We start from the raw sequence: 23667 nt of genomic DNA on the forward strand, positions 1-23667 counted from the left end.
ATTAAATTGATGACACATAAGTAGCTGGATAAAAATATTTACAATCCGAAGCGAACGCTTCATTCGCATTGGACATTGTGTAATTAATTCACAAGTACTTATTTACGCTCGTAGACTTAAGTTTTTTATCATAGCTTAAGTCCATATCAGTATGGAAATATGTATTCTTTATCTCTTGGGCAGATATTAAGCTTAGTGCTAAAACTGTTTATTTTGTGTTGCGAAAAATTTCTTAAAATACTGAATTAAAAGGAAAATAGAAATGAGCAAAGATTCTTTAACAACAAAAGATAGTCAATTTAGTTCACCAACACAATTGTTAAATAATTCTCATGAAGATTCTGAATTAAAAAAATTTACACAATCTATCAATAATCTTAATTCGCTGCGAATCAAACCTTCTTTATTGCAAAAATTTGCGAATCTTTCTATTGGTCGCAAACAGTTAATTGTATTGATTGCTTCGGAACTAATATCAATTTTCGGGTTGGGTATTGTCAGTAGATATTTAACTACAAGTAATCTTCAATCTTTGTCACTGGAACAAGCTAAGTCAGAAGTTGCAGTTACAGATATAGCTTACAATATTAAAGTTAATCAAATGGGCTTTGGTTTTCGAGGGCAATCAGATAACACTGCAATTATTAAAGCGGCAAAGCTCAATGCTTCTGGTGAACTCTTAAGTCCAACCTTAAAGGCAGAAGTCAAGCAAATTCTGACAAATGAAATCAAAGCAAGAACAATAGAATATGCTACGCTTGTTGGCAAAGATTTCAAGATTATAGTCAATGCCAATGCCGATCGGCAAGGGGAAATTTTTAATCCCGACAATTTAGTTAGTGAAGTTTTTAGCTATCCAAAACAGATTAAAGCTAGTCGCATTGTCAAATGGTCGGAACTGAGTCGAGAGGCACCACCTTTACCAAGTGGATTTAGAAATAAAGATGCACTAATTCGTTACACAGTTACCCCAGTGAAAAATCCGGAAACAAATGTAGTAATTGGTGCTTTAGTTTCTGGGGATATAGTTAATGGTAAAGAATCAATTTTGAGAAGTACGTTGACAACTACTGGTGGTGGATATAGTGCAGTTTATTTTCACCAACCAACAGGAGAATTTACGTTAGCAACATCTTTAGCTCAAAGTGAATCAGGGAAACTCTCAATTTTAGATTTACCTCAAACAGGTAAATCCTTACTAGAAACAGCATTAAATTCGGCAGGTGAAGCGGTCACAGCACGGATGAAAATTGACAATCAAACTTACACTGTGGCAACGAAGGCTGTACCCTACAAAATTATCCAAGCAGATGAAGAGTCCATTGCTATTTTTAGTAAGCAGCCTGTGGCTATTTTAGTGCGGGTAACTCCAGAAACAGCGTTAAATAAATTGCTTGTAGATAGTTTTTGGGTGCAGTTATTCACGATTATTTTGGCATTAGCGATTATCTTGATTTGGACTTTGATTCAGAGACGGACAATTGTTAAACCGATTCAACATCTACAAGGAATAGCCTTAAGATATACAGCAGGCGATCGCACTGCTCGTGCAGAAATTTTTTCAGCTGATGAAGTTGGACAATTAGCTTTGAGTTTCAACCAATTAGCAGACAAAATTACCCAACAAGTCCACCAACAAGAAAATGAAGTAAAACTAGCAAAACTAGTTAGTGAAATTACTGGACGTTGCCGTGGCTCTCTAAATACTCAATACATTTTAAATGCTGCTGTGACAAGTCTACAAGCAGCTCTTGAAGCAGATAGAGTTATTGTCTACAAATTTGATGAAAATTGGCAAGGCAAGATAATTGCTGAATCGGTAAATCCTGAGTTTCCAGTCACTTTGGGAATAGAAATCGCCGATCCTTGTTTTGCCAACAATTACGTAGAAAAGTACCAGAAAGGACGTGTACAAGCTCTGACAAACATTTATGCAGCTGATTTAACTGATTGTCACTTAGCTCAGTTGGAAAAATTCGCAGTTAAAGCAAATTTAGTTGCACCGATTTTGATTAACAATAAACTTTATGGCTTGCTCATCGCTCAACAATGTTCTCGTCCCCGTCAATGGCAAGAGTTAGAAATTAATTTGTTGAAGCAAGTGACAATTCCCATTGGCTATGCTTTAGAGCAAGCATCACTAATTGAAAAAATTACAAATGCCAGTTCTGATGCTGAAGTTGTTTCTGATGAGCAACGTCAACAACAACAATTACTACAACAGCAAATTATCAAATTGCTCAAAGATATCGACAAAGCATCTCAAGGTGATTTGACAGTTAAGGCAGAAGTGATATCTGGGGAAATAGGCATTATTGCTGAAGGTTTTAACACCATAATCAATAATCTGAGAGCGATTGTGGTGAAAGTAGAATCATCGACCTCTCAGGTAAATATAGCTGTTAATGAAAACGAACATGCAATTCGACAACTATCTGAACAAGCGCTGACGCAAGCTGTTAAAATCAACCTTACTTTAGATAACGTTCATCAAATAAAGCGGGATCTGCAATCAATGTCAGAAAACGCTCAAAAAGCTGTTTCTTTTGCTCATACAACCTCTTTTAATGCTCAAGAAAGCGGAACCGCGATAGATTTGACGATGCGAAACATCTTTAATTTACGCTCCACAATTGATGATATGGCAAAAAAAGTAAAGCGCTTGGGAGAATCTTCGCAACAAATTAGCCGTATAGTTTCTTTGATTGAAGAGATAGGAACACGAGCCAACATATTGGCAGTTAATGCTGAATTAGAAGCTGTCAGAATTAATCCGGGCAATAACAGTTTTTTAGTATTTGCTACAGAGTTAGGCGAACTAGCTATACGATGTACAAGTGCTACCCAAGAAATTGAGCAAATAACGAAAAATACGCAACGAAATACACAAGAAGTTGTCAAAGCGATGGAGTTGGGAACTTCGGAAGTGGTGAAAGGAACACCCATTGTGGAAGATGTGAAAAAATCCCTAAATCAAATTTTGAATGTATCTCAGCAACTTGATAAGTTAGTGCAGTCTATTTCTCAAGCAACAGTATCTCAGGTGGAAACATCCCAAGTAGTGACAAAACTGCTAGAAGAAATTTCTCAAGTATCAGAAGTTACTAGTAGTTCCGAGATAATTTCTCAATCTTTGCAAAAAACTGTAGACATTGCTCAAGAACTGCAAACAAATGTAAGTAAGTTCAAAATCAATTAGTCAAAATTTAGTTATACCAATTCTTTATGAGGCTGCGCTTAATAACCCGACGAGTAAACTCGCGGCTACACTTACAAAGCCCACCTGCGTGGGCTAAATTAGGCGCAGCTTCACACAGAAATGGTATTACGTTTATAGCGATCGCCTATATCCAATAAAATCTGCCCAGAGCAATTCAAACACGATTAATTCCCAATTTGCGTTTCTTTGTTATTACTTTTTTGGAACTACTCGCATTATGATCGAGTCCAAGTTCTACGCAGATTGTTAATTGATCGCAGTTTTCTTTATGAATTTAGTCTGGCAAAGATTCACTTTATCTTACTTGCCGCTCAAACAATATCTCACCACCAGCTATCTACACCGTTTTCTAGTTGGGTTGTTGAGTTCCTGGCGGCAAGGCAGTATAGTAATGCAATGGGGAGACACAATCGCGGCTGGCTTACTGAGCGTGGTGTATGCTCTTGCACCTTTTGTATCAACTACACTTATCGGATTATTGTTGACCGCTTGTGTGGGATTTTGGCTGTTGTTGACTTTATCAGATGAAGCCGCACCAAGAATTCCATCAGTCACTCCGATTCACTTGTTGGTATTGCTTTACTGGGCTGTTGCTGCTGTCGCTACCGCATTATCACCTGTGAAAAAGGTTGCAGTTAACGATTTGATCACGTTAACGCTCTATTTGTTGCTGTTTGCCCTTTGTGCTAGGGTTTTGAGGTCGCCTAAACTCCGCTCTTGGATGATTGTTCTTTACTTGCATGTATCCCTGATTGTCAGTATTTATGGGATGCGACAATGGTTTTTTGGCGCTCCTCCCCTAGCTACTTGGGTTGATCAAGAATCTGCTTTTTCTAAGACTACAAGGGTCTATAGTTATTTGGGCAATCCTAACTTACTTGCCGGATACCTTCTACCCGCTGTGGTTTTCAGCTTAGTTGCCGTGTTTGTATGGCAAGGCTGGATTAAGAAAGCTTTAGCACTAACGATGTTTGTTGTCAATACTGCTTGTCTAATTTTGACTTTTAGTCGTGGTGGCTGGATTGGGCTAGTTGTGGCATTTTTAACTGTGATGGCATTGTTGGTTTATTGGTGGAGTATAGAAATGCCTCCTTTTTGGCGAACTTGGTCGCTGCCGATTATTTTAGGAGGTTTGATTGGGGTATTGCTCCTAGCGATGATATTTGTAGAGCCAGTGCGCTTGCGGGTTGTGAGTATTTTTGCCGATCGCAAAGACAGCAGTAATAATTTTCGTCGCAATGTTTGGGATGCTGTTTTTGAGATGATTCGCGATCGCCCAATTATTGGTATTGGTCCGGGTCACGGTTCTTTTAATAAAATTTACCCGCTTTACCAACGCCCTCGTTATACTGCTTTGAGTGCTTATTCGATTTTATTAGAGGTGATTGTCGAAACTGGCTTTGTGGGTTTAGCCGCTTTCCTGTGGTTAGTAATAGTGACTTTTAATACTGCATTTTTGCAAATGCAAAGGTTCCGGAAATTGAGAAGTGCCGATGGTTTTTGGTTAATTGGAGCGATCGCTACAATGGCAGGTATGCTCGCTCATGGCACGGTAGATACTGTCTTTTATCGTCCTGAAGTCAATAGCGTTTGGTGGCTAGTAGTTGGTTTGATTGCTAGCTATTACACATACACACCTCAAGACCAAAGTCAAGAAGTAAATTCGCCTTTACCTGCATCCTAAAACAATGCAACAGTTGTAGAGACGTAGCACTGCTACGTCTGCTACGTGTATTCGATATTGGCGCAATCTCATAACACAATACGCTTGGTGTTAAGGATTTTTGGTAGTGATTTTGGTATGTAGAGACGCGAAATTTCGCGTCTCTACACTCGTCCGATCAGGCTTAACTGAACCGCATTGTCTTATAACAAAGTGAAAAAAGAAGAAAGAGGCTATAAATCCCTTCTTTCTTCTTTTTCGTGATTCTATTATTTTTGTCCAAAATAAGCAACTGAAGCGGCAAATATCTGATTATTCTCTGTAAGTTGTAGAAGTACCAACGGCATTTGGGTCGCGGTAGCGTGTTGCGTCATCGCGGCGATTTTTACCAGCCAAACCTCCTAGACCTAATAAACCTATTAATCCTAACCAACCCCAATCAAAATCATCTCTTTCATAAGTTGTTGTGGTTGGGGCAGTTGTTGTGGTTGTATCTGGGGTAGTATTAGTTGTTCCACCATTAGATTGAGCTTGTACAGGTAGAGTTAAGGGCAACATTGTCATACCCAACGCGAAAATCCCAGCGCCAATAGCTTTGGTGAGATTACTTTTCATAAATGTTTGTTACTCATTGGTTCGTTTGTTAGTCACCAATTTATCTACTCCAAAGATTTATTGAATCAACCTACAGCTATAAACTCAAGTTTCTCTAAACTCACGCTGAGGATAGACAAATGCTGCTGAAAGTGAAGTTGTGGCTCACTCTAATGTAGTAGTCCCGTTTGTCACATTGCGGCTTAATAATTCTTCATCGCTCGTTGCATATCGCGTTGATCTTGGCGTCGTTTCAAGTCTTCTCGCTTGTCGTGGAGCTTTTTACCTTTACCTAGAGCGATACTTACTTTTACTAAACCTCGTTTCAAATACATTTTCAGAGGTACTATAGTTAAACCTTGCTGTTCCACTTTGCCAATTAGCTTGCGGATTTCTTGGCGATGGAGCAGCAGCTTGCGCGTGCGGCGCGGTTCATGGTTAAAATATTGTCCACTAGCAGTGTAAGGTGAGATATGTACATTCAGCAGCCATGCTTCGCCATCGCGAATCAAAGCATAGCCATCTTGGAGATTAACCTTTCCCGCACGGATTGACTTAACCTCGGTGCCTGTCAACTGAACTCCAGCCTCGTAGGTTTCCAAGATTTCGTACAAATAACGGGCTTGCCGATTATCGCTTACAACTTTGTAACTGTCGCTTTTCTCGCTCATTGAATATTTTGCTTGCGTCAAATTTGCCTAAAAATTCGTGTTTAGTTTTTGCTAAACTTTAATGGGGGATATTAAACTACTATAAATGCTTTACTCGATATCAGTGTTATCTTATTAATTTATAGTCACAAGAAGGGCGATCGCCTTCAACTAAGAGTCACAAAACCCCACGGAAGACAGCCGAGGGTACAGAAATTGTCCTAATCAGACCAGCTTAAGTACTTTGAGTAGTACGTTTAAGGCAAGAGACATCGGCGTGGAAAAGAATGTAGAGACTTACATCAATATCATGTCCGGTAAATTACAAGAAAGGCAGAGGGCAGAGGGCAGATGGCAGAAGGAAAGAAGTATTAATAAAAACTTACTTTGTGGGTATAAAGCCCAGTTTAAACAAAGAATTGTATCGAGACGCGTAGCGCGAGATACAAAGCGTCCTTGCTTCAATCCGACGTTTTTAAACGTGGGTTCCTTCTGCCTTCTGCCTTCGTACTTCTGCCTTCTGAATTACAGTGTAAAGACGTTACGAAGTTTAGCATTAACGCCTTATCTCTTACCTGCACTGATAAACTTATAAACGCAAAACACTTTATAACGATGAAAGCATCTGCAAAATTCGACTTTGAGGACGAGAAGTTTAACGCACCCCCTTCTCAAATCATCCCGTGGTGTCAGATGATTAATCCTCGCTATGGCACAGATGGGATGCAACCCCACGGGTTAGCAATTAAGTTAGATAATGCCCATGCTGTTGGTTTTCAACCGGATGAAAATTGGCAACAGGTAGAACATGAGTTTAGTTCGGGAGTAGAATCTGTATTTATCTCCACCACCCCACACATAGTTATAGTGCGTAAGGGTCCATTGTCTGTAAAAGACAGACAAAGTGGTTTAAAACTGGGTACACTCAAAGAAAATTATGATGCGTTTTTAGCAGACAAACTTAAATTTAAAACCTTTACTCGCTACCTAATTTTTTTAGTAGGAGAAAACAAAAATTTTTTACATGAATCACCACTACAATTAACTTTAAATGGCGTAGCCGGAGCAAGTTTTAGTAAAAGTTATTGCGAATATCAACAAGGGAAAATAGTCGGTGGTTTCGCTGCTGAACTAGAAAAAGCTTATGCTGCATATCGCAAGCAACCCATAACATCAAAAGGTTCACTATTCCACGCTCACGGGATTTTTTGCCCAATAATTGAGTCTGAAGAAAGAGGGATTGAACCAAATACTGTTATGGTAGCTTCAACTGTAGACTATAAACGTCCAACGGTGGCGACGTTAACACAATATTTGATTGCTTCCGACTCTCCGGAATCGGCAATTATCTCCAAAAATTTTGAAGATTACAAAGATTTTGGTAAGGAAGTTGTGAAACTAGAAGCACCGAAGATGGAAATGGCAGGGGTTTCTAGTTCTTATGTTTATGCGGATGAAGATGATTTTGGTTATCCACCTTATTAGGGATTAGGGACTGGGGACTGGGGACTGGGGACTGGGGACTGGGGAGATGGGGAGATGAGGGAGATGAGGGAGATGGGGAAGCAAATTCCTCCTTGTCCTCCTTGTCCCCATGCCCAATGCCCAATGCCCCATGCCCCATGCCCTATTCTTTAAGTAGCAAATAATAGAGCGAACCATTACCACCTGTAACCCCAGCGCGATCGCCTGCTAATTGTCCAGTTCCCATGAAGTAATCTACTCGTCCTGGTCCTTTGATGGCGCTTCCTGTATCCTGATCGAGGACAAAGCGGCTGACAGTACGATAATCCAGCCTTCCTGACGCAGTGGGATAGGGAATTGAGGTATTGATTAGCGCTAATGCGCCAGGAGGCATGAGAGACTTGTCTGTAGCAATAGAACGCTCTCCTGTAACAGGTACATTAATACTGCCGGTAGCTGGTTTACCCCCGCTTTCTTTGAAGAAAACAAACCTTTCCCAGCGCGGTAGATAATTATTTAACTCTTGGGGATGTTGCTGAAAGTACTCGGTCATCCGTGGAAGGGTCAGTTGTTTCAAAGTTACTTTCCCGTCTTTTGCTAATTCTCGCCCGATACTTGTCCAAGGGTAATCTGTAGCACCTGCATAGCCGATACTAGTTGTAGTTCCGTTGGTTAACTGAATCTGAGCGGAACCTTGGATTTGCACCATGTATGCTTGCCAGCGATCGCGGAACCATAAGAGTTCCAAACCGCGCAACCGACTTTTATCTCCAAGCAAACCATCTTTTCCTTCTAGCTGTATCCGTTTGGGATGGGGTTTACTCCATTTATCAAAATTTGCTGGTAGTCGATAAAGGGGATATTTATATACATTTGTGCGAACTCGGCTTGCAATATAAGCAGGCTCGTAGTATGCAGTAAATTTAACAGTACCTTTGCCGTCATTACCTACCGATTTGTAAAAGATAAACTCCCGACGGACAGCAGCTTGCAGTTGAGATGGTGAATTTGAGTTGACAACTAATTGACGGAAACGAACCAAACTGCGATACACGCGATCGTGGGTAATTTCCTTAATTGGATAACTCTGATATATAGCGATCGCCCTATCTTTTTGCAAATAACTCAGACTGTTGTCAATGGATGCTAAGAGTGCGTCGCGATCGCCTGGTTTATTCCCTCGACTCCAAATTTGCTCATCCCAACCCAAACAAGTAGACTGGGAAGTACAATCGGCTCCTAATTCCATTGGTTTAAGCACCGAATGTACTGACGGAATTCTTGGTACTGGTATTACCACTGGCTGGGCTTCAGGATTGTTTGGTAACGGCAGTGGTGGTAAAATAGGAATCTGAGCAACAGCTGACCAGAGTGGGATAATAAAGGCAACTCCCAAACTCAAGGAAAGCAAAGCAAGGGTTTTTCTCATCATTTAATTGAATCTTTCAACACTAGAACTAAAAACTGGTTCTACCCGGATTGCTAAAATCCGAGATGGACGCACTACCATATACTCTCCCTGACCGGAAATATTTTTGATGGGTACGCTGATAAAGTCATTATCAGCAGCCTTTGGAATAAACACGCCATTGTACCACTTCTGAAAATCTTGAATTGTCGGAAAGCGTATTTCTTCCCGGTGTCCACCATCCATCATCAGGTGTACGACAAATTCGCTTGCTGTTCTAGTCATAAAGTTGAATCATTTGAAACACATCCAACCTATTTTCAACTACTTAACCCCAAAATGGGAAGAGGGGAGGGGGGGAAGAAAAACTCATAACTCCCCGTACAGACGTTCCACCGGAACGTCTCTACTTTCGGCTATGACGTTTGTTTGACGAGAAACAGTTCCCAGCAAGTTGTTCGGCACAAAGGGCGATCGCATAAATTATTTTATCTAGTTTGGCGATCACATGAAAATAGATCCGCGCTCGATTATGAAAACTAAACAATACCGTATTGGGAACACTTCTTAGTTGCTGAAAGAGAAGAGAAAATTGACATCCTCCCCGCCGTAAACGGTCGGGGATTCCTAAGACTCACGACTTAGGTTTCTGTTTCTTTCCATTGCTGGTTTTTCGCTCTTTATTCCCTTTAGCAAAATGCCTATCAGGTCTTATGTTCGCTCCACAGACTGAAACTGCGAGTCCCGCAGCCAAAATATTCTTACTAGCGTTGATGTCTCTGTCGTGGTGTGTCCCACAGTTAGGGCAATTCCACTCTCTGATATTCAGAGGCAGTTTATCAACAATGTGTCCGCAGATCCCACAGCGTTTTGAACTGGGAAACCATCGGTCAATCTTGACAAAGTTACGACCATACCAATCGCACTTATATTCAATCTGTCTAACTAGTTCACCCCAGCTAGCATCACTAATCGAGAGAGCGAGTTTTTTGTTTTTGACCATATTCTTCACAGACAAATCTTCGACTGCAATCAATTGGTTTTCTCGAACCAGTCGGGTTGTCAATTTGTGAAGAAAATCATTACGAGCATCACTAATTTCTGTATGAACTTTAGCGACTTTCAGTCTTGCCTTGTGGCGATTGTTAGATCCTTTTTTCTTGCGGCTAAGAGCTTTTTGAGCTTTCCGCAATTTACGGCGTTTAAGACTAAACGCCTTAGGATTAGCAATCTTTTCACCATTGCTCAAAGCAATCAAGCTAGTAATGCCCAAATCCAAACCAATTTGATTACCAGACTTAGGCAATGCCTCGATTGCAACATCCACCAGCATTGAAATAGTCCACCGTCCAGAGGGCGAGAGCTTCACCGTAATTGTTGATGGCTCTGCACTTTCAGGAAGTTGCCGACTCCATCGGATATCTAAGGGTTGAGCGCATTTGGCTAAAAATACTTTGCCATCTTTCCACTTGAAAGCAGTCTTAGTAAATTCAGCATTGCCACCATGATGCTTTTTCTTAAAGTTTGGGTATTTTGCCCGCCCCGCAAAGAAATTAGTAAAGGCAATTTGTAAATGTCTCAAGCCTTGTTGTAATGGCACACTGCTAACTTCATTCAAAAACTGCAAGTCTTCTTGCTTTTTCCAATTAGTCAGCATTGTTGAAGTTTCAGGGTATCCGACTCGCTCTTGACGTTCGTACCATGCTTCTGTCCTTGCAGCAAGAGCGCGGTTGTAAACTAATCGAGTGCAACCCATCGTTCTTCTAAGCAACGTTTCTTGCTCAGAAGTTGGATAGAATCGGTACTTGAATGCTTTTTGTGTCATTCTTACATTATATCCGATATTCTGTAAGAAGCTCAAATTAATTAAAGCCGTGCTATAAGCACGGGGTTTTAAACCCAACCTTCTGATAAAAGGTAAAAGCTAAAAAATTTATTTTCTTAGACTTCTACCTTTTAGGGTTTCAATTTTAGCTTATTCAGAAATCACTTGCTCAGATTTGTCACCTGCTCAATCAGTGCTAAAACATCACTGCGGCTAAGTTTATCTTTGCCATTAGCAAGAGCGTTAAGAGTGCCATGAGCCAATGTCAGTGGAATTTGACAAAAATCTAATGCAGGACCAGCAGGAAGGGCTTTAGTGTAAGCATCTGCTAAAATTAGATTACGTTGGGCGTAAAGTTGGATATCATGTGCATTCCAACCATCTGGAAAGAAGCTCACCCCACGGGTCAAATCTTCATGATGGTTGCGGAGGATGTTAACCGCCTGTAAGCCCCGACCAAAAGCGATCGCATGGGTACGGTTTGTATCAGTCCCATCATACCATGCCCATATATCGGAGAGTAACAAGCCCACTGCACCTGCAACTCCAAAGGTATAACGATCCAAGTCAAACTCTGTATGAATTTTCCAATTTTTTACTGCCCAGTATGCCATCCGATCCGCCATTGCCGCAGTCGCATCCCAAATCCGAGGTGCGATGCTCTCAGGTGCCAGTAGCGCCCATTCTCGTATCCGCAGGCTTACTTCTGCTAAAGAATCTTCGTGGCTGCCAAATCCCACAGAAAAAGCGTCAACCGCAAAGCCATCAACACCTGCTTGTAATGTCAAACTAATTGTTTGCAACAATCTCGCTTTAGTGGCATTATCTAGTTCTGGATGATCCTCAATTTCATCAATCGCACGCATACACAAGTATGCAGATGAAACTGCTTCTTGCAATCCTGGTGGTAAAATACTAATTGGGATGTAAAAAGTTCGACTAGTCTGTTTGAGGATTTGCAAAGCGTCATTACGTAAATCCATTTTTTCACTCCTCTGTTGATTTTCACACCACATAAATTTTGAGGTTTTTTTGATTACGTTGGATACAGTTTTTACTAAACCTGAAAAACCGTAGATACGCTAGTATCTCATCGAAAAACTTATCATTTTTAGTATCTCAATTTACAAAAACCCAAATTTGATTAAAGTCTAGTATATAGGGCTTTGGTTGCAAAAACGTGTGATTTTTGGTTTGATATAGATGTTATGAAGGGTCATTGTAAATATAAACAATATTCCTCATATCCAGTTAATTCCCTGCAAAGTTTTCCAAAGTGAACAACCAAATCAGAGGGATGAAAGACTCTTATATCTGCGTTATTCTGACGATCAAGCCAGAATTCCTGTGTATATACATAAAAATCCGAAAAAACCTTTAAATAACAGATGTTTAGTACACACTTTGAAGACGCTTCCCACAAAGAAGTCGTTAAGCGGACACATCTTGCCGCTACACAGTACCAGGGGATGGAGAAAAATAGATTATTCTCCCCAACCCCATAATAGCGATGGCACATCGATTGCTGATTTCCCAGCGACATTAGTAAAATTAAATACGTTTTCTGAGTAGACGATGATTGACAAAAAGTAGTTCCCCAAGAACGAGGGGGGACATCTCTTTACGGTTACGTATTTGGCAAGGTAATTCTGAGTACACTTTTGACGAAGACGGTGGAAAATCTTTCGAGTGACAAAATAAACAATTTACCTTGAGAAAAATATGTGTATTTAGGTACGGTTCAGATAAGCTTTTTTCTCCCTCCTGCTTCCCCTGCATCCCCTGCTCAAGAACAGCCTGCCTCAACGGATAAATTTTTTAACTGAACCGTATTGGTATTTAGGGGGGAAATGCCCAATATCTAATTCCCAAAATCTGCACAAAGGTAGATGCAAAAAAAAAATGAATAAGTAGCATAAGAAACAATGGGTATAACCGTTTGTAACCAAAGAAAGACCTAACTGTCCCGCCTTAGATAGATGCAGTTAAACAAACTTCAATGTTAAAAAGCAACCGCTTGCATCTGCATGACATACCTCTGACATTTTCACCCAAACTTATTGGAAAAATTGCCAGTGCGATCGCTATTTGTGTTGGTAGCTTAGTACTGTTTGGGTCGTGGTTCAACATCGAAGTTGTCACGCATGGCTTTTGGAACAGTACCTCAACAATGAAAGCGAATACAGCATTGTGCTTTGTACTGTCTGGTATTTCGCTCTGGTTGTCGCAAGAAGGAGACAGGGAGACTAGGGGACAAGGGGATAAGGGGGACAAGGAGGATAAGGAGGATAAGGAGGACAAGGGGAATAATTCTTCTTTCCCCACTCTCCCCATCCCCCCATCTCCCCATCCCCCCAACTTCTGGCTTTCCAAAATATGTTCAGTAGCAGTCAGCTTAATTGCTTTGCTCACGCTGATTGAATATCTATTCGGCTGGAATTTTGGTATCGATGAACTGCTGTTGCGTGACTTATCACCTGGCATAACATTTTATCCTGGGCGAATGGGGTTAAACACGGCATTTAATTTTGTGCTAATTGGCAGAGCGATAGAACAAAAAACCTGCCGTAGCTTTTGGTATGCTCAAATTCTTACCCTGATAGCTGCTTTGATTTCTTTACAGGCTGTCATCGGCTATGGCTACAACGTTAAAGTAGTTTACAATATTTATCCTTACACAACTTCTATGGGGTTACTTACGGGAGTGACCTTTGTAGTCCTCTGTGCGGGCATTCTTTGGACTCATCCAGAGCAAGGGTTGATGCGGGTAGTAACAAGTGATACTGACGGTGGGTTGCTTGCGAGGCGTTTATTGTTTGCAGCGATCGCACTTTCTTCTGTGTTAGGCTGGTTCATCGTTGAAGGTCAACGTCAAAAACAGTATGATGCGGCGTTTGCAGTGTCAATGTTTGCCATAATTGTTATTGTCAGTTTTGTCGTTGTGATTTGGCAAAGTGCAGCGTTAATTGAAGAGGTGAGTCAAGAACGCGATCGCGCAATCGAAGCGTTGAAAGACAACGAACAAAAATTGAGCAGTTTCGTAGATGCTAACGTCATCGGCATTCTGTTTGGCGACATTTACGGTGGTATCTTCAACGCAAATGACGAATTTTTGCGGATTATCGGCTACACGCGTGAGGATTTAGTCGCCGGGAAGATAAACTGGATTGAGATGACACCACCAGAGTATCTGTATTTGGATGAAATTGCGATCGCCGAGGCAAAATTAACTGGTGGTTGTACCCCTTATGAAAAAGAATATATTCGTCAGGATAATAGTCGCGTTCCGGTTTTAATTGGTTACACTTTGCTGGGAGAAAAACGCGAACAGTCAGTAGCCTTTATTTTAGACTTGAGCGATCGCACTCTTGCAGAAGCCGCGTTACGTCGCAGTGAAGAAAGATTTCGCTTGGCTATTGATAATATCCCCGATGTGTTTGGTATATATGATGCCGAATTGCGATTGCAGTTTGTCAACACTACGGGTTTGCAACGCACTAATAAATCATTAGAGGAAGTACTTGGACGCACTGACGAGGAAATCTTTCCACCGGAAATTACAAACGCTTATTTACCAACTTTAAAAAAAGCACAAGAAACGCGCACCTTACAAACCGTAGAAGCCACTATAAATTTACCTGATTATGTCAGCACTACACTCATCAAATATGTGCCAATCCTGGATGATAAAGGTGAAATTTACCAGATTCTCGGCGTGACTGACGACATCACCGTCCGCAAACGAGCCGAGGAAATTCTGCAAAATCAGCAAAAATGGTTGGAAGATGCTGTAAACTTAATGCCAACACCTTTGCTGTTTATCGAACCAAAAACCGCACGAGTAACTTTTGCCAATCGCGCTGCTGACGAATTAGCTGGAGGTAAATTTCCTTTAGCTGAATCCGTGGAAGATTATTACACAACTTATTACAGCACAGATGGGGCGGGAAATCCCATTCACAGCGAACAAGCACCTGGGGTAAGAGTTGCTCGTGGTGAACGTCTCAATGGGGTAGAGTTGAACTGGCACACGCCTAAAGGAATCCGTTCTCTGCTAATATATGCAGATACTCTACCAGCGATGCACGGTCTTGAAGCTACCTGCGTCTTAACATTTCAAGATATTAGCAACCTCAAACAAGTAGAAAAAGCACTCTCATTAGGCAACAAAAGGCTTCAACTTTTATTTGACACAGCAAGCGATTTACTATCGAGCCAAGAACCAGTAACATTGGTTAATAGCTTATTCCAAAAACTTGCCGAGCAAATAGCTTTAGATGCTTATTTTAACTATTTAATTCCAGAAAACCAGTTAGTCTTGCGGCTAACTTCTTATAGTGGTATTTCTGAAGAACTTGCTAAAGACATTGAGTATTTAGAGTTTGGACAAGCTGTGTGTGGTACAGTTGCAATGGAACGCCGTGCAATTGCTTTAGAGAATGTGCAACAATCAACGGATGTGAAAACAGAACTGATTCGCGCTGTTGGCATTACCGCATATTATAGTTATCCGTTGATAGCACGGGGACGAGTTTTAGGTACACTTTCCTTTGCCAGTCGTAGTAAAGATAGCTTTAGCCAAAATGAAATCGGGATGATGCAAGCGGTTTGTGACCAGATAGCGATCGCAATGGAAAGAGCAAGCTTGATCGCTTCTTTGCAAGAGCAAACTCTTCAGTTGACAGAAGCAAATCGGATGAAAGATGAGTTTCTCGCAATATTATCCCATGAATTGCGATCGCCTCTCAACGCCATCCTCGGTTGGGCACAGATGCTGCGTTCTTCACGCAAGCTCACCGAAATTCAAATCGCTAAAGCTTTAGAGACAATTGAACGCAACGCTAAAGCACAAACACAACTAATTGAAGACTTGTTAAATATCTCGCGGATGATTAGAGGCAAGTTGCGTCTGAATGTCCACAGTTGCGATTTAGTAGCGATTATTGAATCTGCACTCGATTCTTTACGTCTAGCAGCTGATGTAAAAGAAATTCACATCGAAACTTCAATTGACCGAAATACTGAATTAATTTTTGGCGATTCTGAACGGTTGCAGCAAATTATTTGGAATCTACTATCCAACGCAATTAAGTTTACACCCCAAGGCGGGCGCGTGCAAGTTGATTTGCAACGAATTAATTCTCATGTGGAAATTACGGTGAGCGATACAGGCATTGGTATCAAACCTGAATTTATGCCTTACATTTTTGATCGCTTTCGTCAAGCAGATAGTTCCAGCACCAGATCCCACGGCGGATTAGGATTGGGATTATCAATCGTGCGTCATTTAGTAGAATTACATGGTGGTACTATTTATGTAGAAAGTGCCGGTGAAGGCAAAGGTGCAAAATTCACTCTTATGCTGCCACTACTTAACGTCAAATTGGGACAAACAAACAAAACAACTTTCTAAAGTTAAGTTTTTTAAATAATTTCAGAATAATACTAAACAGCCAGTTTTTCTTATCACAAAAATTTATATTTCGCTAATTATATCATGTCCAATGTTAGGACACATTCGTAGAGACCTTCCGCCGGAACGTCTTTACATGGACTGAGGACTTTAGATACTAAGCGATGAATTCGTGAAAGATTTTTTACGTATGCCTAGAGTCATGCACATCACTCAGGGTGCATATACTTATGCAAATCAAACCTATTAAATAAATAGTGTTTTAATTGAAGCATTTAATATGATAAACACATTAGCAACAACAACCCTTGAATCGCATTACCCCAATAATGCTAATTCTAAAATAAAACAAGTAGATTTTTTACAAAAAGTAATTGAAGGCTTACAAGATGGCATCTTAATCTTGACCGAGATAGGAGAAATCGTTCATGCTAACGCATCGGCAATAAGCATTTGTAGTCAAATCAGTCAAGGCATTTCTCAAGCGAACATTGTACCACAAGCAATTTGGGATCATTGCAAATCGTTAATAGATAGGAGTTTATTTCCCAATCAACACATCATTCTCTCTGATGAGATTGTGTTAAATAAGTTTAATATTTTTCGCTTGCGGGTAAGATGGCTAGATGTAGATCCCTTACAACGTCCTTGCTTGTTGGTGACAATTGAAAATAAATGTGAGACATTAAAAAATGTTGCGATCGCTGAAGTCAAAAAATATAACTTAACACCACGAGAAGCTGAAATTTGGCTTCTTTATCGCTTCAACTACAGCTATAAAGAAATTGCCTTCCAGCTTTACATTAGCCTGAATACCGTCAAAAAGCACATGAAAAACATTCACGCCAAGCGACAAGCGAATATTGACACCGAAAACTAAGAAAAATCAACAATCAGAATTGATTAGTGAAATGCAATTATTAACAAAGTAGTTAATAATTTCATCAATCAATTAAGATTGATATACTTGCAATGCCGAAAAAAAATAACTCTACACTTATACCATTTCACTAAAAGCACGGCATTTCCTGCTTTATCAAACTTTCAAGCGATATTGCTGCGGACAAGTTAATGCGTTTGCGCTTCAATCGACTGCTCTATGGTGCATCTACAACTTATCGAGGCACAGGTTGTCCCCGCATCCACGGTGATAAATTTAAACTCAATGGCTCGGCTATGGACACTTGAGCAATTGAGCACTTATTATAGTTTTGCCTAAAATCGTAGTGTTTTTAAATGCATTAACAATGCAGGGGTATTGCCAAATTTAATTACCGACAAATTAATAAAATGCTGTACTTATACCAATTACACATCTAGTATAAATTAATTATGCATTGCCCAAAACCCTTGTAAAGACGTAGCAATGCTACGTCTCTACGTCTTTTCTGCCAGATGTCTATTCTATGTGGGGTTGCGCTTTATTGCCCTGCGCCAATAATTATCCGGACTTGATATTAGAGGATTAAGCAGCCACTAAACCATTATGTTTAAGTAGAGCTGCTGTACTCGGTTCACGTCCCCGGAAGGATTTGAATACCTCCATCGGATGTTTGCTACCACCAAGAGCCAGTACTGTATCACGGTAGCGTTTTCCCGTAGTTTTAATAACTTGCTCATCTTCGATGCCAGCTTCTTCAAAAGCAGCAAAAGCGTCAGCACTGAGGACTTCTGCCCACTTGTAGCTGTAATAACCAGCTGCATATCCACCAGCAAAGATGTGTCCAAAAGCGCATAAAAAGGCATCTTCGGGGAGTGGTGGTAAAACGGTTGTGGTTTTGGCAAGGCGATCGCGTACCTGTTTGGCAGTTTCATTCCCACCTGGACGATAGCGATAATGTAATTCCAAATCCAACATGCTAAAGTGCAGTTGTCTGAGCATACCACTGCCACTCATATAATTCTTAGCTGCCAACAGCTTTTGATAATAATGCTCTGGTAGCGTCTCACCAGTTTGGTAATGCTTTGCCATCCCAAACAAAGTTGGTCTTTCATAACACCAGTTTTCCATAAACTGGCTAGGTAATTCCACTGCATCCCATTCTACATTATTAATGCCTGCTGCACTGCTGTAATCTACCTTCGTCAGCATGTGGTGCAAGCCATGACCAAATTCGTGAAACAAAGTTTCCACTTCATTAAAAGTCATTAAACTCGGCTTGCCATCGACGGGGGGAGTTTGATTGCATACCAAATAGGCTACAGGTAAACGAGTATGAGTTACCCCTTGAGCTTTGATTTTCCCACGATTGATGCAGGTATCCATCCAAGCACCACCACGCTTTTCTGCGGGACGGCTGTAAGCATCTAAATAGAAGTAAGCGATCGCACTACCAGTTTCATCAACTATTTGGAAATAACGTACATCTTCATGCCATACTGGAGCTTGTCCATCGGCAGAAGTGACAGTCACACCGAATAGCCGTTTCACCAACCCAAATAAACCATCTAACACTTGGGGTAGCGGAAAATAAGGACGCAACTCTTCTGCGGTGAAAGCGAATTTTTCTTCTCGTTGACGTTCAGCCCAAAAGCTGATATCCCAATGCTTCAAATCATTGGCTTCTGCTGCACCGTTCTTTGCTGCAAAAGCTTTAAGTTCTTCTAAATCTTTAACAGCAGCATCATAACTTGCACGACGTAATTCTTCTAAAAGCGCTTCTGCTGCTTCAACATTCGGAGCCATTTTGCTCGCTAAACTTAACTCAGCGAAAGTTTTAAAGCCGAGTAAATTTGCAAGTTCTTGACGCAACTCTAAAGTGCGTTCAATTAACGGGTTGTTATCCAACTCTCCAGAGGAAGCACGAGTGATAAAAGCTTTGTAAAGCTGTTCTCGCAAATCGCGGCGGGTGCTATGCTGCATGAAAGGACCATAACTCGGAAAGTCCAAAGTGATGCGCCAAGGACCGTTTTCGGGTGTGGCGTTTTCTGCACCTTCAGAGCGTGCAGCTTGTGCCGCAAGACTTAGTAAACTGGGGGGTAAGCCGTCAATTTCTGCTTTAGTTGTCAAAGTCAAACTAAAGGCTTTGGTAGCATCGAGTATATGGTTAGAAAACTTAGTGGAAAGTTCGGCTAACTCCATCTGAATAGCGTTAAAACGCTCTTTAGCTTCACCTTGCAACCCGACACCAGAAAGTTCTGCATCTCGAATTGCAGCTTCGATGATGCGCTGTTGAGCAGAATCTAAAGTTGCCCAAGTATCACTTTGCCGCAGTATTTTAAAAGCATTGTAGATAACTTGACTTTGACCGAGCTTGTTGACAAACTGCACCACATCTGGCTGAACAGTTTCATAAGCTTCGCGCAATTCTGGGCTATTCTTTACGCCCATTAAATGGTTGACTATGCCCCAACTCCAATTTAGGCGTTCTGTTAAATCTTCTAAAGGTTCTACTAAAACACTCCAATTTGGTTCTATCTTAGTTTCTAAGCTAGCAAATTCCGTGTCTAATTCTGCCAGCAGTTGCTTGAAGGCTGGGACAACCTGTTTTGGGGAAATGTCTGCAAAAGAAGGTAAGCCGTAGCCTTTGAGTAAGGAATTTTCGGAAATAGTGACGTTTGCACTCATGGTTTTGTGTGAGTCGCGAGTTGATAAGGGCGATTTTTATCTATATCTTCTAATGTAGCGATCGCCGTTTAATTTGAGTGCAGCATCCCAACGAAAGCACCGACAAGAAAGAAGGATGCAGAAGAGCGAATGGTAGGTCTGACTTCTCAATGTACGAAAAAACTCTCGTCGAGAGCTTAATCCACAATCAGGTGACGACCTCTCTAAGAGGGTGTTTATAAAATAAATCTTAAGCAGTTGAGCAACGATGATTACGGGCTAATCGACGTAACATCAGATGTGTCATAGCAGCGTAGATCATGGTTTCACTCGTTTGCGGAAGATATTCGTAATCCTTACTCAGACGGCGATAGCGACCAAGCCATGCAAATGTACGCTCTACAACCCAACGCCCTTGGTAATACTTTAAAGCCCTCCGTGCGATCGCAACGTTTGACAATTTCCAGTCCGCAACCAATGAAATATTTGACCCAATCGACTAAGGAGCCTGCATAACCAGCATCTGCCCAAATTAAATGTAACTTTGGGAACACATGAAAAATTTTATCGAATACGAGCTTTGCCCCGTCACGGTCTTGAATTGAAGCTGCGTGCACAACAACCATCAAGATTAAACCCATCGTATCAACAAGGATATGGCGTTTACGACCATTAATCTTTTTTCCGGCATCATAGCCTTTAACTCCTCCTTTTTCAGTGGTTTTCACAGTTTGAGAGTCTATAATTCCGGCGGATGGCTCTGCGTCTCGTCCAGAGATTTCCCTGAGCTGCGATCGCAGAGCTGAATGGATTTTTTGCCATACGCCTTTGCGCTGCCAACGTTGAAAATACGAGTATACAGTTTGCCATGCTGGTAAATCATGCGGCATCATTCGCTCCGTGCAGCCAGCACGCAAGATGTAAAAAATCGCATTTACCACTTCGCGTATATCAACTTCACGTTTTTTTCCACGTTTGCGCTTACGTTCTGCGGGAATCATTGATTTAATCAAATCCCATTCGGTATCGGAAATGTCTGTAGGATAAGGTTTTCGACTCATAGCATCCGATTCAAATACCGCGACTGTCTTTTGAAAAATACTTGTCCTGGGAAATGATTGCGGTACTCTTTATTTTTTATTTATAAACACCCTCTAAGGGAGCTTACAACAAAAATGCAGACGAGCGATCGTGGCAAGCAATGAAGCTGTTTCTTAGGCAAATTTTTCAATATACAGCAGGTTTCAGCTTTAGGAAGTACATATATAAATCCCAAAAACTTGTAGAGACTTAGCAGTGCTACGTCTCTACGTTTATCGTCGCTTCGCTCCTGGTGGGTGTGGGGAATGTAAGTGAAGATTGGGAACACCCCACACTATGAGTGCAATTGGGTTCAAGACCCCACCGAAAAAGTGCGGTGTCTACGGCTCTTGTGGGGTCTAAATCCCCAGTCCTCACCGAACCCTACACCCCACTCAGCCACCCCCCACACCCTGTTCAATGGATATTAGGGCAATCTGCTGTAAGTGAGTTTTATATCATTCTTGCGACAGATAGAGGAATCAGCTAAAACTACATTTTAGAGAGATGAAATTGCACTTCCTATCTTCTTAAAATGATGCTAAAGAATGAACAAAAGGAATGTAATTATGTCTTCTGAAGAAAAGTCCAAAGCTCCAGATAACACAGTAGATGCATCAGGTGGCTATCAAACCCCCATCGACGAAGAGACTCGCAAAACTGGTACTGCTGCGAAAAGTGATGCTAAATCTACAGCCACACCAGAAGCACCTGGAGAAGATTCAGTAGCAGGTAGCCCAAATCAGGGAACTGAATCGCGTTAAATTTAGCTGTAACTGTGTGAAGTTGAAGTAGCCTGATTAGCTAAATACCGAGTGGAGATGGATTGCAATAGCGATAATCATCCACTCGATTTTTATAACTGCGATCGCTTCATATATATCTTAAATATAGTGGGTTTCACTTGGATACAATACAGAACCTCACACCGCGAGTTCCGGACACCTCTCTACGAGCGCTCGTAGAGGAGAAGAGAAGCCTGCGCTGTGCGGAGGTTCCCCCCCCGTTAAGGCGACTAGCGTGATGAAGTTTTATTTACCTCAGTTAACTGAGAACCGCTATATTCACTGGTTCGGATATCAACGAACCAGATCCTTGAAGGTGGGGACTTCCGCGACACGTTAAATCGTCTCTAATTATGGTGACAGACAACTCGATAGTGCGATCGGTTCAATTGATGCACTATCACCAAGTCGCTGCCGGAGTCGATAAAAAAGCAGAAGTGCTTGTAGATGGTGGTATCCGTCGGGGTACAGATATCAGCCCTTTCAAGGTGAACGTTTGTACTATGAAATAAATAATATTTTTCACCCAATTTCGGTATTTTGGCGATTGCGATCGCTTAATTTACAGTCCAAAAATTTGGAGTTTATCCATAATTTATTTCTTCAATTGCAGTCAATGCCTGAAATACGGTTAAAAATTGGATAGTACATATGCTCACCTTGAAAGGGCTAGTACAGATATTAAAGCCTTGACAATGGGTGCAAAAGCTGTACTTTTAGGAAGACCTATCCTTTGGGGACTCGCTGTAGGTGCAGAAGTTGGTGTTATTGATCGTAGTTTGGTAATTCCCCAAAGAAAGTAGAAGATGCTTTGTGGTTTGCGATCGCTACTGAATTAGAAGTGGAGTGCGATCAAATCACTCATCAAATGTAGATTACGACTGAAAAATCACTTTCTTAGTAATCCTGGATTTCTAGGGTGTCTTAGAGGGTGTTTATAAAATAAATCTTAAGCAGTTGAGCAACGATGATTACGGGCTAATCGACGTAACATTAAATGCGTCATAGCCGCATATATCATGGTTTCACTAGTTTGCGGAAGATATTCGTAATCTTTACTTAGTCGGCGGTAACGACCAAGCCACGCAAATGTACGTTCTACGACCCAGCGTCGAGGTAAGATTTTAAAACCTTTCGTCAGGTCGCAACGTTTGACAATTTCAAGTCCACAACCAATAAAATATTTGACCCAATCAACTAACGAGCCAGCATATCCGGCATCTGCCCAAATTAAATGTAACTTGGGAAATAGGTGGTAAATTTTCTCGAATACAAGCTTTGCCCCGTCACGGTCTTGAATCGAAGCGGCATGTACGACCACCATCAGAATCAGACCCATCGTATCAACCAGAATATGACGCTTACGACCATTAATCTTTTTTCCGGCATCATAACCCTTGGCACCTCCTTTTTCAGTCGTTTTCACTGTTTGAGAGTCGATAATTCCGGCAGATAGTTCTGCGTCTCGTCCAGAGATTTCCCGAAGTTGCGATCGCAGGCTTGTGTGAATTTTTTCCCACACACCTTTACGCTGCCAACGTTGAAAATACGAGTATACAGTTTGCCATGCAGGTAAATCATGAGGCATCATTCGCTCCCGTGCAACCAGCACGCAAGATGTAAAAAATTGCATTCACCACTTAGAGCATATCGACTTCACGTTTTTTTCCACGTTTTCGCTTACGTTCTGTAGGAATCATTGATTTAATCAAATCCCATTCGCTATCGGAAATATCCGTGGGATAAGGCTTTCGACTCATGGCACCCGATTCAAATACAACGACTATCTTTTTTAAAATACCTGTCTTGGGGAATGACTGCGGTGCTCTTTATTTTTCATTTATAAACACCCTCTTAGTAATTGTGGCTTAAAAGGGTGTGCGGTGAGTAGATTTGAGGCGTTGATAAAAAAGCTCAAAAAATAATTTGAGAAAAGAGTTGACAAGAAAGAGTGGACTCGCTATATTGAATAAGTGCCGGAAGAGCGAGCGCCAAAAAGCGGACTCAGAAGGAGACCG

The 23667-nt window shown here is 41.2% G+C and carries 15 protein-coding genes and 2 pseudogenes; 8 read left to right on the plus strand and 9 right to left on the minus strand.

The window, feature by feature from the left end; all coding sequences use genetic code 11:
- Positions 1-262: 262 nt before the first annotated feature.
- Both TOL9009_RS0136750 and TOL9009_RS0136755 read left to right on the plus strand, forming a co-directional pair.
- Positions 263-3199: a methyl-accepting chemotaxis protein gene (locus TOL9009_RS0136750; protein ID WP_029638682.1), complete on the plus strand. Its 2937-nt coding sequence runs from the start codon at positions 263-265 to the stop codon at positions 3197-3199.
- 289 nt (positions 3200-3488) lie between these two features.
- Positions 3489-4904 carry an IctB family putative bicarbonate transporter gene (locus TOL9009_RS0136755; protein ID WP_029638684.1) on the plus strand — a complete coding sequence of 472 codons (1416 nt, stop codon included), beginning with the start codon at positions 3489-3491 and terminating at the stop codon, positions 4902-4904.
- Between the two features lie 291 nt (positions 4905-5195).
- On the opposite strand, the gene TOL9009_RS0136760 is transcribed toward TOL9009_RS0136755, so the two are convergent.
- Both TOL9009_RS0136760 and smpB read right to left on the minus strand, forming a co-directional pair.
- Positions 5196-5498, minus strand: a complete 303-nt coding sequence (locus TOL9009_RS0136760; RefSeq protein WP_029638686.1) for a WGxxGxxG family protein — start codon at positions 5496-5498, stop codon at positions 5196-5198.
- Positions 5499-5680: 182 nt separating this feature from the next.
- Positions 5681-6148 carry an SsrA-binding protein SmpB gene (smpB, locus tag TOL9009_RS0136765; protein ID WP_029638688.1) on the minus strand — a complete coding sequence of 156 codons (468 nt, stop codon included), beginning with the start codon at positions 6146-6148 and terminating at the stop codon, positions 5681-5683.
- A gap of 594 nt (positions 6149-6742) precedes the next feature.
- Between smpB and TOL9009_RS0136770 the strand changes: the two genes are divergently transcribed.
- Complete coding sequence (locus TOL9009_RS0136770) at positions 6743-7612, plus strand: DUF5895 domain-containing protein (RefSeq protein WP_029638690.1); 870 nt, start codon at positions 6743-6745, stop codon at positions 7610-7612.
- A 142-nt stretch (positions 7613-7754) separates the two neighbouring features.
- Here the strand turns inward: TOL9009_RS0136770 and mltA are convergent, their stop codons facing one another.
- From mltA to TOL9009_RS0136790, 4 genes are all read right to left on the minus strand, one after another.
- Positions 7755-9020 (minus strand): murein transglycosylase A, encoded by a 1266-nt coding sequence (mltA, locus tag TOL9009_RS0136775; RefSeq protein WP_029638692.1) that lies wholly within the window; start codon positions 9018-9020, stop codon positions 7755-7757.
- A 3-nt stretch (positions 9021-9023) separates the two neighbouring features.
- Positions 9024-9284, minus strand: coding sequence for a hypothetical protein (locus TOL9009_RS0136780; RefSeq protein WP_029638694.1), 261 nt, complete (start codon positions 9282-9284; stop codon positions 9024-9026).
- A 349-nt stretch (positions 9285-9633) separates the two neighbouring features.
- On the minus strand, positions 9634-10824 hold the full coding sequence (locus TOL9009_RS0136785) for an RNA-guided endonuclease InsQ/TnpB family protein (protein ID WP_029638696.1): 1191 nt from the start codon (positions 10822-10824) through the stop codon (positions 9634-9636).
- Between the two features lie 161 nt (positions 10825-10985).
- On the minus strand, positions 10986-11807 hold the full coding sequence (locus TOL9009_RS0136790) for a squalene/phytoene synthase family protein (protein WP_029638698.1): 822 nt from the start codon (positions 11805-11807) through the stop codon (positions 10986-10988).
- Positions 11808-12823: 1016 nt separating this feature from the next.
- On the opposite strand from TOL9009_RS0136790, the gene TOL9009_RS41770 reads away from it, so the two are divergent.
- Together TOL9009_RS41770 and TOL9009_RS0136800 are read left to right on the plus strand one after the other, a co-directional pair.
- Complete coding sequence (locus tag TOL9009_RS41770) at positions 12824-16237, plus strand: PAS domain-containing sensor histidine kinase (protein WP_051503224.1); 3414 nt, start codon at positions 12824-12826, stop codon at positions 16235-16237.
- Positions 16238-16517: 280 nt separating this feature from the next.
- A complete protein-coding gene (locus tag TOL9009_RS0136800) occupies positions 16518-17117 on the plus strand; it encodes a LuxR C-terminal-related transcriptional regulator (protein ID WP_029638700.1) in 600 nt (199 codons plus the stop codon).
- Between the two features lie 585 nt (positions 17118-17702).
- On the opposite strand, the gene TOL9009_RS0136805 is transcribed toward TOL9009_RS0136800, so the two are convergent.
- Both TOL9009_RS0136805 and TOL9009_RS41775 read right to left on the minus strand, forming a co-directional pair.
- Entirely contained in the window at positions 17703-19805 is a 2103-nt protein-coding gene (locus TOL9009_RS0136805) for a M3 family metallopeptidase (protein WP_029638702.1), read from the minus strand.
- A gap of 229 nt (positions 19806-20034) precedes the next feature.
- Positions 20035-20845 (minus strand): IS5 family transposase gene (locus tag TOL9009_RS41775; protein WP_260676017.1). Its coding sequence is split into 2 segments (ribosomal slippage): positions 20035-20196 and positions 20198-20845, totalling 810 coding nucleotides; the frame shifts between segments, so codons are not numbered across the junction.
- 588 nt (positions 20846-21433) lie between these two features.
- Between TOL9009_RS41775 and TOL9009_RS0136815 the strand changes: the two genes are divergently transcribed.
- From TOL9009_RS0136815 to TOL9009_RS50265, 3 genes and pseudogenes are all read left to right on the plus strand, one after another.
- Complete coding sequence (locus tag TOL9009_RS0136815) at positions 21434-21628, plus strand: hypothetical protein (protein WP_029638704.1); 195 nt, start codon at positions 21434-21436, stop codon at positions 21626-21628.
- A 361-nt stretch (positions 21629-21989) separates the two neighbouring features.
- Positions 21990-22125, plus strand: a pseudogene (locus tag TOL9009_RS46670) (alpha-hydroxy-acid oxidizing protein); the annotation flags it as partial.
- A 162-nt stretch (positions 22126-22287) separates the two neighbouring features.
- On the plus strand, positions 22288-22452 hold the full coding sequence (locus TOL9009_RS50265) for an alpha-hydroxy-acid oxidizing protein (RefSeq protein ID WP_313770089.1): 165 nt from the start codon (positions 22288-22290) through the stop codon (positions 22450-22452).
- Between the two features lie 146 nt (positions 22453-22598).
- On the opposite strand, the pseudogene TOL9009_RS41780 reads toward TOL9009_RS50265, so the two are convergent.
- A pseudogene (locus TOL9009_RS41780) lies at positions 22599-23409 on the minus strand (IS5 family transposase).
- Between the last annotated feature and the right edge of the window lie 258 nt (positions 23410-23667).

The organism is [Scytonema hofmanni] UTEX 2349 (assembly GCF_000582685.1).
In the GTDB taxonomy this organism is placed as follows: domain Bacteria; phylum Cyanobacteriota; class Cyanobacteriia; order Cyanobacteriales; family Nostocaceae; genus Hassallia; species Hassallia hofmanni.

What these genes read in the sequence shown, in the direction of transcription:
- TOL9009_RS0136815 (WP_029638704.1), top strand. Translation starts at nt 21,434, where the DNA reads ATGTCTTCTGAAGAAAAGTCCAAAGCTCCAGATAACACAGTAGATGCA.
- TOL9009_RS0136805 (WP_029638702.1), bottom strand. Translation starts at nt 19,805, where the DNA reads ATGAGTGCAAACGTCACTATTTCCGAAAATTCCTTACTCAAAGGCTAC.
- TOL9009_RS0136780 (WP_029638694.1), bottom strand. Translation starts at nt 9,284, where the DNA reads ATGACTAGAACAGCAAGCGAATTTGTCGTACACCTGATGATGGATGGT.
- TOL9009_RS0136750 (WP_029638682.1), top strand. Translation starts at nt 263, where the DNA reads ATGAGCAAAGATTCTTTAACAACAAAAGATAGTCAATTTAGTTCACCA.
- TOL9009_RS0136800 (WP_029638700.1), top strand. Translation starts at nt 16,518, where the DNA reads ATGATAAACACATTAGCAACAACAACCCTTGAATCGCATTACCCCAAT.
- mltA (WP_029638692.1), bottom strand. Translation starts at nt 9,020, where the DNA reads ATGAGAAAAACCCTTGCTTTGCTTTCCTTGAGTTTGGGAGTTGCCTTT.
- TOL9009_RS0136785 (WP_029638696.1), bottom strand. Translation starts at nt 10,824, where the DNA reads ATGACACAAAAAGCATTCAAGTACCGATTCTATCCAACTTCTGAGCAA.
- TOL9009_RS0136790 (WP_029638698.1), bottom strand. Translation starts at nt 11,807, where the DNA reads ATGGATTTACGTAATGACGCTTTGCAAATCCTCAAACAGACTAGTCGA.
- TOL9009_RS41770 (WP_051503224.1), top strand. Translation starts at nt 12,824, where the DNA reads ATGTTAAAAAGCAACCGCTTGCATCTGCATGACATACCTCTGACATTT.
- TOL9009_RS0136755 (WP_029638684.1), top strand. Translation starts at nt 3,489, where the DNA reads ATGAATTTAGTCTGGCAAAGATTCACTTTATCTTACTTGCCGCTCAAA.
- smpB (WP_029638688.1), bottom strand. Translation starts at nt 6,148, where the DNA reads ATGAGCGAGAAAAGCGACAGTTACAAAGTTGTAAGCGATAATCGGCAA.
- TOL9009_RS0136760 (WP_029638686.1), bottom strand. Translation starts at nt 5,498, where the DNA reads ATGAAAAGTAATCTCACCAAAGCTATTGGCGCTGGGATTTTCGCGTTG.
- TOL9009_RS0136770 (WP_029638690.1), top strand. Translation starts at nt 6,743, where the DNA reads ATGAAAGCATCTGCAAAATTCGACTTTGAGGACGAGAAGTTTAACGCA.